General features: G+C 72.3%; 14 protein-coding genes. 9 read left to right on the top strand and 5 right to left on the bottom strand.

What is annotated here, in order from left to right; all coding sequences use genetic code 11:
* The first annotated feature begins 70 nt into the window (after positions 1-70).
* From ACIBF8_RS17165 to ACIBF8_RS17155, 3 genes are all read left to right on the top strand, one after another.
* Positions 71-253, top strand: coding sequence for a DUF6104 family protein (locus ACIBF8_RS17165; protein ID WP_357598804.1), 183 nt, complete (start codon positions 71-73; stop codon positions 251-253).
* A 92-nt stretch (positions 254-345) separates the two neighbouring features.
* Positions 346-2,415 (top strand): phosphate acetyltransferase, encoded by a 2,070-nt coding sequence (gene pta / locus ACIBF8_RS17160; RefSeq protein WP_396783975.1) that lies wholly within the window; start codon positions 346-348, stop codon positions 2,413-2,415.
* Positions 2,412-3,527 (top strand): acetate/propionate family kinase, encoded by a 1,116-nt coding sequence (locus ACIBF8_RS17155; RefSeq protein WP_396783973.1) that lies wholly within the window; start codon positions 2,412-2,414, stop codon positions 3,525-3,527. The genes pta and ACIBF8_RS17155 overlap by 4 nt, the downstream gene beginning before the upstream one ends.
* 88 nt (positions 3,528-3,615) lie before the next feature.
* Here the strand turns inward: ACIBF8_RS17155 and ACIBF8_RS17150 are convergent, their stop codons facing one another.
* Positions 3,616-3,789 (bottom strand): hypothetical protein, encoded by a 174-nt coding sequence (locus tag ACIBF8_RS17150; protein WP_396783972.1) that lies wholly within the window; start codon positions 3,787-3,789, stop codon positions 3,616-3,618.
* A gap of 157 nt (positions 3,790-3,946) precedes the next feature.
* On the opposite strand from ACIBF8_RS17150, the gene ACIBF8_RS17145 reads away from it, so the two are divergent.
* On the top strand, positions 3,947-4,858 hold the full coding sequence (locus tag ACIBF8_RS17145; protein ID WP_396783970.1) for an alpha/beta hydrolase family protein: 912 nt from the start codon (positions 3,947-3,949) through the stop codon (positions 4,856-4,858).
* A 63-nt stretch (positions 4,859-4,921) separates the two neighbouring features.
* Positions 4,922-5,890, top strand: coding sequence for an alpha/beta hydrolase family protein (locus ACIBF8_RS17140; protein ID WP_396783969.1), 969 nt, complete (start codon positions 4,922-4,924; stop codon positions 5,888-5,890).
* A 50-nt stretch (positions 5,891-5,940) separates the two neighbouring features.
* Here ACIBF8_RS17140 and ACIBF8_RS17135 read toward each other — a convergent pair whose 3' ends face one another.
* The 3 genes from ACIBF8_RS17135 to ACIBF8_RS17125 all read right to left on the bottom strand — a co-directional run bounded on the left by ACIBF8_RS17135 (position 5,941) and on the right by ACIBF8_RS17125 (position 8,665).
* Complete coding sequence (locus ACIBF8_RS17135) at positions 5,941-6,903, bottom strand: zinc-binding dehydrogenase (protein WP_396783967.1); 963 nt, start codon at positions 6,901-6,903, stop codon at positions 5,941-5,943.
* A gap of 87 nt (positions 6,904-6,990) precedes the next feature.
* Positions 6,991-8,169: an NADP-dependent malic enzyme gene (locus ACIBF8_RS17130; protein WP_396783966.1), complete on the bottom strand. Its 1,179-nt coding sequence runs from the start codon at positions 8,167-8,169 to the stop codon at positions 6,991-6,993.
* A 145-nt stretch (positions 8,170-8,314) separates the two neighbouring features.
* The gene (locus ACIBF8_RS17125) at positions 8,315-8,665 is read right to left on the bottom strand and encodes a S24/S26 family peptidase (RefSeq protein ID WP_396783965.1); all 351 of its coding nucleotides are present in this window, start codon (positions 8,663-8,665) and stop codon (positions 8,315-8,317) included.
* An 84-nt stretch (positions 8,666-8,749) separates the two neighbouring features.
* On the opposite strand from ACIBF8_RS17125, the gene sodN reads away from it, so the two are divergent.
* The 3 genes from sodN to ACIBF8_RS17110 are packed head-to-tail and all read left to right on the top strand — an operon-like array spanning position 8,750 to position 10,112.
* The gene (sodN, locus tag ACIBF8_RS17120) at positions 8,750-9,154 is read left to right on the top strand and encodes a superoxide dismutase, Ni (protein ID WP_030336684.1); all 405 of its coding nucleotides are present in this window, start codon (positions 8,750-8,752) and stop codon (positions 9,152-9,154) included.
* Positions 9,151-9,672 carry a GNAT family N-acetyltransferase gene (locus tag ACIBF8_RS17115; RefSeq protein ID WP_396783963.1) on the top strand — a complete coding sequence of 174 codons (522 nt, stop codon included), beginning with the start codon at positions 9,151-9,153 and terminating at the stop codon, positions 9,670-9,672. The genes sodN and ACIBF8_RS17115 overlap by 4 nt, the downstream gene beginning before the upstream one ends.
* Before the next feature lie 32 nt (positions 9,673-9,704).
* Positions 9,705-10,112, top strand: a complete 408-nt coding sequence (locus ACIBF8_RS17110; RefSeq protein WP_396783962.1) for an anti-sigma regulatory factor — start codon at positions 9,705-9,707, stop codon at positions 10,110-10,112.
* Between the two features lie 24 nt (positions 10,113-10,136).
* Here the strand turns inward: ACIBF8_RS17110 and ACIBF8_RS17105 are convergent, their stop codons facing one another.
* Positions 10,137-10,526 carry a hypothetical protein gene (locus ACIBF8_RS17105; RefSeq protein WP_396783960.1) on the bottom strand — a complete coding sequence of 130 codons (390 nt, stop codon included), beginning with the start codon at positions 10,524-10,526 and terminating at the stop codon, positions 10,137-10,139.
* Positions 10,527-10,569: 43 nt separating this feature from the next.
* On the opposite strand from ACIBF8_RS17105, the gene ACIBF8_RS17100 reads away from it, so the two are divergent.
* Positions 10,570-11,520, top strand: a complete 951-nt coding sequence (locus ACIBF8_RS17100) for a diacylglycerol/lipid kinase family protein (protein WP_396783959.1) — start codon at positions 10,570-10,572, stop codon at positions 11,518-11,520.
* Positions 11,521-11,600: the final 80 nt, after the last annotated feature.

Below are 11,600 nucleotides of genomic sequence, written 5' to 3'. Positions count from 1 at the left end.
TCTCGTAGGTCCCACCGGCTGACCCAGACAACCGCCCGGTCCGACCCGGGCCGAGCAAGAGGATGTACCCATGTACTTCACCGACCGTGGCATCGAGGAGTTGGTCGAGCGCCGGGGCGACGAGCAGGTGACCCTGGAGTGGCTCGGCGAACGTCTGCGCGACTTCGTCGACCTCAACCCCGACTTCGAAACCCCCATCGAACGCCTGGCCACCTACCTGGCCCGCCTAGACGACCCCGACGACGACGCCTAATCGTGTTCCGCACCCGGTGATCAAGAAGTTTCGGTCACCATGAGGGCCGGAACTGACGCAAACTTCTTGATCAACGGGCAGGGGCTGGGGACGTGGCTCGGAGTGTTTACCTCACGAGCGTGGGGTCGGGCGGGGGCAAGTCGACCATCGCCCTCGGGCTGGCGGAGTTGCTGTCCCGCCAGGTCGGGCGGATCGGCGTGTTTCGGCCGCTGGTCGCCGACCCAGGCCAGGACGCGATCCTCGCCCTGCTCAGCGAGCGTTACCGGGTCGAGGTGCCGCTGTCCGAGCTGGCCGGGGCGAGCTACGCCGAGGCGGCCGCGCTGGTGGCCGACGGCCGACGGGAGGAGCTGATCTCCGCCATCGTCGAGCGGTACCGGGCGGTGGAGCGGCAGTGCCCGGCCGTGGTCGTGGTGGGCAGCGACTTCGACGACCCGGGCGACCCGGCACGCCCTCGTGAACTGGCCTTCAACGCCCGGCTGGCCACCGAGTTCGGCAGCGTGGTCGTGCCGGTGGTGGACGGCTTCGGGCAGGAGCCGGCGGCGGTCGCGTCGGCCGTGCGGGGGGCGTACCACGATCTGGCCGACCTGGGCACGACAGTGCTCGCGGTGATCGCCAACCGGGTGGCCGAGCCGATGACGCTGCCCGACCTGCCGGTCCCGACGTACGCCATCCCGGAGGTGCCGAGCGTGTCGGCGCCGACAGTGGCCGAGGTGGCGGCGGCGCTGGGCGCCACCCTGCTGGCCGGGGACGGCGCCGCGCTCGGTCGCGACGTGCTGGATTTCGTGGTCGGCGCGGCGCATGTGCCGACCCTGCTGAGCCACCTCACCGAGGGCGCCCTCGTGATCACCCCGGGGGACCGGGCCGACCTGCTCGTCGCCGCGAGCGCCGCGCACGTGGCCGGGCAGGTGTCGGTGGCCGGGCTGGTGCTCACCCTCGGCGAGCAGCCGGACCCCCGGGTCATGCGGCTGGTGGAGGGGCTGAACACCGGGCTGGCGGTGCTCTCGGTGCGCAGCGACAGCTACGACACGGTGGCCGCGTCCAGCCGTATCGAAGGCCGGCCCAGCGCGGCCAACCCACGCAAGGTGGAGGCCGCGCTCGGCGCGTTCGAGCGCTGTGTGGACACCGACGACCTGGCCCGCCGGCTGCGGGTCAGCCGGTCGACGCGGGTCACCCCCCTGATGTTCGAGAACGAGCTGATCGACCGAGCCCGCTCGAAGCGCCGGCACCTGGTGCTGCCGGAGGGCGCCGACGAGCGGATCCTGCGCGCGGCGGAGATCCTGCTGCGCCGTGGAGTGGCCGAGCTGACGCTGCTCGGCCGGCCGGACGACATCGCCCGGCGCACCCGCGAGCTGGGCATCGACGTCAGCGGCGCACACGTGGTCGACCCGGTCACGAGTGAATGGCGCGACGACTTCGCCGCCGAGTACGCCCGGCTGCGCGCCCACCGGGGCGTCACCGCCGAATTGGCGCACGACATCGTGGCCCAGCCAAACTACTTCGGCACGCTGATGGTGGCCGCCGGCCGAGCCGACGGCATGGTCTCCGGCGCGACACACACCACCGCCGCGACCATCCGGCCGGCGTTCGAGGTCATCCGTACCCTGCCGGACGTGTCGGTGGCCTCCAGCGTCTTCTTCATGCTGCTCGCCGACCGGGTGCTGGTCTACGGCGACTGCGCGGTCAACCGCGACCCGGACGCGGCCCAACTCGCCGACATCGCCATCTCGTCGGCCGACACCGCCGCCCGGTTCGGCATCGAACCCCGGGTGGCCATGCTGTCGTACTCCACCGGCAGCTCCGGCGCCGGCGCGGACGTGGAGAAGGTCGCCGCGGCCACCGCGCTGGTCCGGGAGCGCCGGCCCGACCTGCTGGTCGAGGGGCCCATCCAGTACGACGCGGCGATCGACCCGGCGGTGGCGGCGACGAAGCTGCCGGGCAGCCCGGTCGCCGGCCACGCCACGGTCTTCATCTTCCCGGACCTGAACACCGGCAACAACACGTACAAGGCGGTGCAACGCTCCGCCGGGGCGGTCGCCGTTGGCCCGGTCATGCAGGGCCTACGCCGACCGGTGAACGACCTGTCCCGCGGCGCCACTGTGCCGGACATCGTCAACACGGTGGCGATCACCGCCATCCAGGCGGCCGCCGAGGAGGCCTCATGAGTCGGGTGCTGGTGCTCAACTGCGGGTCGTCGTCGGTGAAGTGGCGCCGCTACGACGGCGACCGGGTGCTCGACCACGGCACCGTCGAGCGGATCGGTGAGCCCGGCGGCGGCCCGAAGGACCACGGCGAGGCGATCCGGCAGATCCTGGCCGGGCTGGACCTCACCGGGCTGGCCGCGGTCGGGCACCGGGTGGTGCACGGTGGCCGGACGTTCAGCGCGCCGGTGCTGGTCGACGACGCCGTGCTGGCCGCGATCCAGGACCTGGTGCCGCTCGCCCCCCTGCACAACCCGGCGAACCTGGCCGGCATCGAGGTGGCCCGCGCGGCGCTGCCGGACGTCCCGCAGGTCGCCGTCTTCGACACCGCGTTCCACCACACCCTGCCGGAGGCAGCCGCGACGTACGCGATCGACCGGGACACCGCCGAGCGGTACGACATCCGCCGGTACGGCTTCCACGGCACCTCGCACGCGTACGTGTCGCGCCGCACCGCCGAGCTGCTGGGTCGCCCGTACGAGCAGCTCAACACGATCACCCTGCACCTGGGCAACGGAGCCAGCGCCTGCGCGGTGTCGAACGGTCGCAGCGTCGCCACCTCGATGGGCATGTCGCCGCTGGAGGGGCTGGTGATGGGCACCCGCAGCGGCGACCTGGACCCGACCGTGATCTTCCACCTGCGCCGGGAGGGTGGGCTGTCGGTGGACGACATCGACGACCTGCTCAACCACCGCAGTGGCCTGCTCGGGCTGACCGGTGCCAACGACATGCGCGAGGTGCTCCAACGTCGGGCGGCCGGGGACCCGGCGGCGCAGTTGGCCTTCGACGTGTACTGCCGGCGCATCACCGGGTACGTCGGGGCGTACTACGCGCTGCTCGGCCGGGTCGACGCGATCGCCTTCACCGCCGGCGTCGGCGAGCACGCGGCACCGGTGCGGGCCGCCGCATTGGCCGGCCTGCAACGGCTCGGCATCACCGTGGACGACGCCCGCAACGACGGCGACGGCGACCGGGTGATCTCGCCCGACGGCGCCGAGGTGAGCGTGTGCGTCATCCGCACCGACGAGGAGCGGGAGATCGCCCGGCAGACCCGGGACGTGGTCGGGGCCGCCTGACCCCACTCAGGCACGCACCCCCGGGAGCCCCGGGGGTGCGCACGAGCCGATAACGCCCGCTCAGCCGGTCGCCAGCCAGGCGACTTGATCAGCTGCTCGCCAGCCAGGCGACGAGTGCCACCAGCACGACGACGACCACTGCCACACCGATGATGAGCGGCAGGCGGGATGGCGCCTCCGTCGGCGCAGCGGCCTCCGGCGTCTGAGTGAAGGCGCGGAACGCCTCGGTGTTGCCGCTGGGGTCCGTGTAGTTCTCAGGCATGTCGGTGACCCTAGCGAAGCTGGTCACGCGGCACCGTCCCCGGCCCACGACGTCCCAGGGGTGGACCCGGCCGGCGGAGCTGACCCGACCGGGTGACGGGTGCACCCGAGCCGGACGGCGGGGTCGCTGCACCCGCCCGGGCACCTACCGTGAAACGATGGCGGCGGGCCGGCTGATCGCCGTACTGGTGACAGCGCTGTTGGCCGGCTGCGCGCCTGCCACGGCGGTGGCCGGCGGTGCCGCCGGGCCGGTGTCGGCGCGCCGAGCGCCCGAGGGGTTGTACGCCGTCGGCGTGCGTACGCTCACCCTCGATCCGCGCTCGGCGCGCCCCCTGCCGGTGACGATCTGGTACCCGGAGTCGACCGATCAGGCGGCGGCCGGGCGGTTCCCAGTGGTGATCTACAGCCACGGGTTGGACAGCCTGCCCGAGTTGCACGCCGGCCTGACCACCCGCTGGGCGGCGGCCGGTTTCGTGGTGGCCGCACCCGCGTACCCGCACACCCGGCGGGGTGCCGCCCACTTCACCCGGGCCGACGTACGCCACCAGCCGGCCGACGCCTGGCGACTGATCCGGTACCTGGGCAACCTCGACCGCAACCGGGCCGACCCGCTCGCCGGGCACCTCGACCTGACCTCGGTCGCCGCCGCCGGGCACTCGGCGGGCGGCTTCACCACCTCCGGCATGTTCAGCTCGGGCCACCCCGCCCGGCTGCGCGCGGGCATCGTGATCGCCGGCGGCGGGTTGCCGGGCAGCTTCGCCGGGCCGGCCGCGCCGGTGCTCTTCGTGCACGGCACGGCAGATCCGGTGGTGCCGGTGACGGTCGGCCGGGCCGCGTACGCGCGTACCCCCGGACCGGCCGCGTTCCTCAGCCTGCTCGGCCAGGACCACGGCGCGTACCTCACGCCGGGGCATCCGGGTTTCGCCCCGGTCCTCGCCACCACCACCGACTTCCTGCGCTGGACCCTCTACGGCGACCGAGCCGCCGGTGCCCGCCTCCCCGCCGACGCCCACTCCCCCACCCTGACCCGTTACGAGTCCCGCCCGGCCCCTGCCGCGAGCGTTGGGTGATCGGAAGGACACAGCCCGCCATGCCCGCCGGACCGGCCTGCCGGACAGGGCACAATCGGATTCATGTCGCGTCGTGTCACTCCCGCACTGCTGGCCAGCGCCGTGCTCCTGGCCGGTCTGGTCGGCTGCTCAGCGGACGATCGCCCGAACCGGAGCGGGCCGGCGCCGCCGGTCGAGCCGAAGACCGCCGCCACGCCGACACCGCAGGTCCCCGCCGGCAAGGCCCCGGAACGCGCCTTCGCGGTCGGCGTACGCCAGCTGAAGCTGAAGCGGGACGGCCGCGCGCTGCCGACGACGCTCTGGTACCCGGCGGCCGGGCAGTCCGGCGGCGCGGCCAAGCGGTCGGCGACGGCGGCGACGGGCCGGTTTCCGGTGGTGATGTTCAGTCACGGCCTGGGTGGGCGGCCGGACGACTACGCCACCCTGCTGACCCGCTGGGCGGCGGCGGGTTTCGTGGTGGCCGCGCCGGCCTTCCCGCACACCTCCCGGGGCGCGGACAACAACGTGCTCGACGTGCTCAACCAGCCCGCCGACGTGTCGTACGCGTTGGATCAGGTGTTGGCGTTGGACGGCAAGGCCGGCGACGGGTTGCGCGGCCGGTTGGACGGCGAGCGGGTGGCCGCGGCCGGGCACTCGGCGGGCGGGGTGACCACCATCGGTCTCTTCACCGCGAGCCGGGACGAGCGGCTGGACGCGGGCGTGGTGTTCGCCGGCACGGCGCTCGGCGTGGGCACCGCGTTCGCCGGGGCGGCCGCGCCACAGTTGTTCGTGCACGGGAAGTTGGACGAGGTGGTCGAGTACGCGGCGGGCAAGGCCGCGTACGACAAGGTGCCCTGGCCGAAGGCGATGCTGAGCCTGCCCAAGGGCGACCACGGGCGGGCTCTGCTCAGCGACGGCGCGACGCTGCGGGTCGTCTCGGACACGTCGGTCGAGTTTCTGCGCTGGTCGCTCTACGGCGACGCGGACGCGAAGAAGCGCATCTCCGCCGACGCGACGCGCGGCGACATCGCCACCTTCGACGACCACCTCTGACGTCCGCCGGTCGACCGATCTTGCCGCGAACGCCCGGAGACCAGGCCGCGTCAGGCGGTGTGGTCGATGACGACCTTGCCGAAGGCGTCGCCGGAGTGCAGTCGGGCGAAGGCGTCCTCGACCCGGCTGAACGGGATGACGCTGTCCACCAGCGGGCGCACCTCGTTCTCCGAACAGAACGCCAACAGCTCGTACAGCTCGCCGGGCGTGCCCATCGAGGTGCCCAGGATCTCCAGCTGCATCGCGAAGACCCGGCGCAGGTTGACCGACGGCTCGTGCCCGGCGGTCGCACCGGAGACCACGATCCGGGCCATCGGCGCGGCCGACTTCAGCGAGTGGTCGAAGGTGGCCGCGCCGACCGTCTCGATCACCACGTCGACCCGTTCCGGCAGCCGGGCGCCGGGCTCCACGGCGGTGGCGCCGAGGGCCGAGATCCGGTCCCGCTTGACCGCGTCGCGGCTGGTCGCGTACACCCGCTTGCCCATCGCGACGGCGAGCGCGACGGCCGCGGTGGCCACGCCACCCCCGGCACCCTGTACCAGCACGCTGTCCGCGTCCGCGACGCGGCCCTTGGTGGTCAGCATCCGCCAGGCGGTCAGCCAGGCCGTGGGCAGGCACGCCGCGTCGGTCGCCGCCATGCCGTCGGGCAGCGGGATCAAGTTCGACCGGGGTACGGCCACCCGCTCGGCGAGCGTCCCGGGGAAGTGCTCGGAGAGGATGGAAACCCCGCGCGGGTCACCCGGAGTGACCACCACCGGGTACACCACCACCGGGCGCCCCTCCGGGTCCAACCCGACCGCGTCGCAGCCGAGGATCATCGGCAGCTGGGCGTCGGTGAGACCCACCCCGCGCAGCGACCAGAGGTCGTGGTGGTTGAGCGAGGTGGCCCGCAACCGCACGGTCACCCAGTCGTCGGCCGGAGGGGTCGGCTCGGGCCGCTCGCCGACGGTGAGCGCGGCGAGCGGATCGGCGTCGTCGAAGCGGGAGGCAAAGGCAGCACGCATGATCGGCACGGTAACAAGCTGAGCGCTCGTTAAGAAGGCGCCCGACGCACAGGCCGGCGGCGCATGCCGCGCCGGAGCGCCTCCGGCCCATGCGAGCTAGCGGCGGGCGACGCCGTCGCGGCGGGCGGCTTCGGCGACCGCCGCGGCCACGGCCGGCGCGACGCGCGGGTCGAGCGGAGACGGCACGATCGCGTCGGCGGTCAGCGACTCCGCCACCACCCCGGCGATGGCGTCCGCGGCGGCGACCTTCATCGCCTCGGTGATCCGGGTGGCGCCCGCATCCAGCGCACCACGGAACACCCCGGGGAAGGCCAGCACGTTGTTGATCTGGTTGGGGTAGTCACTTCGGCCGGTGGCGACCACCGCGACGTGCCGGGCGGCCACCTCGGGGTGCACCTCCGGGGTCGGGTTCGCCAGCGCGAACACGATCCCGCCGGGCGCCATCCCGGCCACCGCCGCCTCGGGGATCTGCCCACCGGAGACTCCGACCAACACGTCCGCGTCGCGCAGCGCCTCGGTGATGTCGCCGTGCCGGCCGTCGGCGTTGGTGCTCGCCGCCAGCTCGGCCTTGGTGCCGGTCAGCTCGGTGCGGTGCCGGCCGATGATCCCCTTGGAGTCGCAGACCACCACCTGGTCGGGGTTGACGCCGCCGGCGATCAGCATCTTCGTCACGGCCACGCCGGCCGCGCCCGCGCCGCTCACCGCCACCCGCAGGTCGCCGAGCTTGCGGTCGAGCAGCGTCGCGGCGTTCCGCAGCGCGGCGAGCACCACGATCGCGGTGCCGTGCTGGTCGTCGTGGAAGACGGGGATGTCCAGCGCCTCGTCGAGCCGGCGCTCGATCTCGAAGCAGCGCGGCGCGCTGATGTCCTCCAGGTTGATCCCGCCGAACGAGGGGGCCAGCGCGCGCACCACGGCGACGATCTCGTCCACGTCCTGGGTGTCCAGGCACACCGGCACAGCGTCCACCCCGGCGAACTGCTTGAACAGCACCGCCTTGCCCTCCATCACCGGCAGCGCGGCGCGGGGGCCGATGTTGCCCAGCCCGAGCACCGCCGAGCCGTCGGTGACCACCGCGACCGTGTGCGACACCCAGGTGTAGTCGTCCACCAGGGCGGGGTCGGCGGCGATCGCCTCACACACCCGGGCCACCCCCGGGGTGTACGCCAGGGAGAGGTCCTCCCGGCTGGTGAGCGGCACGGTCGAGGTGACGGCCATCTTGCCGCCCCGGTGCAGCAGGAAGACGGGATCAGCAGGGTCCACGGTGGACGAAGACATGGTGGTGACTCCAGGATCTGTCGAGCAGATGTGAGGCGGCCGGCCTCGCCGCGAGGTGGGCGGCGAGCGGGGGCACGCGGTGCGGGGGGTCACCCGGGCACTTTCCGAGCATAGTGTCGGCACCACCCCTCGGATGTGAGCAGGGTCATAACCGACGACGAGGAATCCGTCTGGGGCGCGGCCAGTAGCGGGCCACCACCCGTCCGCGTACGTCGGCCACCCCGTAGGCCCGGGAGTCGTCGGCGATCAGGTCGTTGTCGCCCCGCAGCCACCAGCCGCCGTCCTGCGGCCGGACCGCACGCTTCACCACCAGCAGATCGGGCCGGGTCCGGAAGACCGCGACCACCACGTCACCGGCTCGGATCGGGCGACCAGCGAGGCGGACCAGTACCGCGTCGCCGTGGCGCAGCGTCGGCGCCATGGACGGGCCGGTCACCAGGACGGCGGTGAGCGGTCTGCGCAACCGCGGCGCCTCAGCCGGGTGATCGGTGGTCACTGGTTTCACCTCCACCCGGTTCGGGGAGCATTCCCAGGAGTAATGTCGCCTTTGATCATCGCAAACTTCCCATGGAGGATCCCGATGCGACTTCCGCGCATCCTTGCGCCCCGCGTCACCGCGAGCGCTCACTGCGACCTGCCGTGCGGTGTCTACGACCCGGCTCAGGCCCGGATCGAGGCCGAGTCGGTCAAAATGATCTGCGAGAAGTACCAGTCGAACACCGACCCGGAGTTCCGCACCCGCGCCATCATCATCAAGGAGCAGCGCGCCGAGCTGGTCAAGCACCACCTCTGGGTGCTCTGGACCGACTACTTCAAGCCGCCGCACTTCGAGAAGTACCCGAACCTGCACAGCCTGTTCAACGAGGCCACCAAGCTCGCCGGCGCCGGTGGCGTCAAGGGCAGCCTCGACCCGGCCACCGCCGACAAGCTGCTCGCGAAGATCGACGAGATCTCGAAGATCTTCTGGGAGACCAAGAAGGCGTGACCTCACCGGTCATCCCGACGATCCGGCCGGCACGTCCCGAGGACGTGCCGGCCATCGTCGCCATGGTGCACGAGCTGGCCGAGTACGAACGCGCCCCGGAGCAGTGCCACCTGACCGCCGAGCAGCTGACCTCGGCGCTCTTCAGCAAGGATCCGGCTCTGTTCGGCCACGTCGCGGTGGACGAGCACGACGAGCCGGTCGGCTTCGCGCTGTGGTTCCTCAACTTCTCCACCTGGGCCGGCGTGCACGGCATCCACCTGGAGGACCTCTACGTCCGGCCGGCGGCCCGGGGCACCGGAGCCGGCCGACTGCTCCTCGCCGCGCTGGCCGACATCTGCGTACGACGCGGCTATCAGCGGCTGGAGTGGTGGATGATCGACTGGAATCCGGCCGCCGGCTTCTACGCCTCGATCGGCGCGGAGCAGATGAACGAGTGGCTTCCCTACCGGCTCAGCGGCGACGCTCTGCGCGAGTTGGCCGATCACGCCAGCACCGCCGGCACATGTACCGACGACTGACCGGGTAGAGTCCCCGACCGGGGGGATGAGGCGTGACTCAACTGACTGGCCAGCCAGTGACCGACGATGACGTGGTGCACCTCACGGTGCCCGCCGACGGCGGTTATCTCGGCGTGCTTCGCACCGCCACCGCCGGTCTCGCGGCCCGATTGCAGTTCGCGCTCGACGAGATCGAGGATCTGCGGATCGCCGTCGACGAGGCGTGCGCCATGCTGCTCGCCATCGCCACCCGAGACGCCGAGTTGGAGTGCCGCTTCGTCGTCACCGAGGACGCGTTGACCGTGGAGGTGACGGTGCCGACCGTGCGCGGTGCCACCCTGCCCGCCGAGTCGTCCTTCGCCTGGAAGGTGCTCACCGCGCTGACCACCTCGGCGTCGGCGACGTCCACCGACGGTCGGGCCACGATCGCGCTGCTCACCCGCCGCTCCGGCGGCTACTGACCGACCCGGGACGGGCCGGCACGGTCACTCGAAGCCGAGGGCACGCGTCGTCGGCGGGCTGACCAGCAGCCAACCCACGCCCAGACCGAGCACCATCAGCGGCACGCCCAGCCAGCCCAACCCGGCCTGAATCATGAACCACCCGATCGGCAGCAGCATCAGCTGAAGCACGATCGCGGGGGCGCGTGCGCCCGCCTGACGGCGCAGCAGCGCGCGGCCCAGCGCCCAGAGCACAACCGCCGCCCCGATGGCGAACGCGGTCACCAGCAACGCCGCCAACAGATCCGTGCGGGTGGCCGTGAGGTCGGCCCAGATCAGCCAGACGGCGACCAGCCCGACGACAGCCGCTTCCGCCCACAGCAGCCGGACCGCCCAGCGGAGCGTGACGGGAATCGGGTCCGAGTCGATGGTCACGCGCGCCACGATACCCGGGCTGCCGAGAGGTACAGTGCCGCCCATGCGGGCCGTCCTGGTGGTCAATCCGAAGGCCACCACTACCAGCGAACGCAGCCGGGACGTGCTTGTCCGGGCGCTGCGCAGCGAAGTCGACCTCAGCGTGCGCTACACCCGGCGGCGGGGGCACGCCGTGGCGCTGGCCCGGGAAGCAGCCGCCGAGGGGGTCGACCTGGTCGTCACCCTGGGTGGTGACGGCACGGTGAACGAGGTGGTGAACGGCCTGATGACGGCCGAACCGCCGGCTCGCGCCGACGGTGCCCCGATGGCCGAGCGCCTGCCCGCGCTGGCGACCGTCCCCGGCGGTTCGACCAACGTGTTCGCCCGCGCGGTGGGGCTGCCCCGGGAGTGGCCGGAGGCCACCAGCATGATCCTGGAAGGGCTGCGGTTGGGTCGGAGCCGGACGGTTGGGCTGGGCCGCGCCGACGACCGCTACTTCACCTTCTGCGCCGGCTTCGGCCTGGACGCCGCGGTGATCCACCGGGTGGAGCAGGCCCGGCGCAAGGGCCGGGTGTCCACGCCCTCGCTCTATCTGCGCTCGATCATGAACCAGTACTTCTTCGCCTCGGACCGACGGCACCCGGCGATCGTCCTGGAGCGTCCAGGCGAGCCGGCGGAGACCGAGCTGGCCACCGTCATCATCCAGAACACCGCACCCTGGACATACCTGGGCGACCGGGAGGTCAACCCGAACCCGGCGGCGTCGTTCGACCTCGGGCTGGACGTGCTGGCATTGCGTCAGCTCCGGGTGGCTAGCACAACACGGACAGTGACGCAGTTCCTGTCCCGGCAACCGAATCCGCGCGGCCGGCAGGTGTTACGTCTCCATGACACAGCGGAGTTCACGCTGGTCTCCAGCCGCCCGCAGGCGTTCCAGCTGGACGGGGACTATCTCGGCGAGCGGGAGAAAGTCAGATTCACCTCCGTTCCCGCCGCACTGAGAGTAATCTGCTAGCTCTCGGGTACTGCCCTAGGTCGACACGGTGGCCACATCCGGTCGACACGGTCGCCGCCACACCGAGGGGCAGGTGCCGG

Source organism: Micromonospora sp. NPDC050276 (genome assembly GCF_044459545.1).
Taxonomy (GTDB): domain Bacteria; phylum Actinomycetota; class Actinomycetes; order Mycobacteriales; family Micromonosporaceae; genus Micromonospora.
The sequence above is the reverse complement of the archived record's forward strand: the minus strand, read 5'-3'. Positions and strand labels throughout refer to the sequence as shown.

Coding starts and splice junctions, on each gene's coding strand:
- ACIBF8_RS17130 (WP_396783966.1), bottom strand. CDS start 8,169: ATGTCTTCGTCCACCGTGGACCCTGCTGATCCCGTCTTCCTGCTGCAC.
- sodN (WP_030336684.1), top strand. CDS start 8,750: ATGCGACTTCCGCGCATCCTTGCGCCCCGCGTCACCGCGAGCGCTCAC.
- ACIBF8_RS17100 (WP_396783959.1), top strand. CDS start 10,570: ATGCGGGCCGTCCTGGTGGTCAATCCGAAGGCCACCACTACCAGCGAA.
- ACIBF8_RS17150 (WP_396783972.1), bottom strand. CDS start 3,789: ATGCCTGAGAACTACACGGACCCCAGCGGCAACACCGAGGCGTTCCGC.
- ACIBF8_RS17165 (WP_357598804.1), top strand. CDS start 71: ATGTACTTCACCGACCGTGGCATCGAGGAGTTGGTCGAGCGCCGGGGC.
- ACIBF8_RS17140 (WP_396783969.1), top strand. CDS start 4,922: ATGTCGCGTCGTGTCACTCCCGCACTGCTGGCCAGCGCCGTGCTCCTG.
- ACIBF8_RS17145 (WP_396783970.1), top strand. CDS start 3,947: ATGGCGGCGGGCCGGCTGATCGCCGTACTGGTGACAGCGCTGTTGGCC.
- ACIBF8_RS17155 (WP_396783973.1), top strand. CDS start 2,412: ATGAGTCGGGTGCTGGTGCTCAACTGCGGGTCGTCGTCGGTGAAGTGG.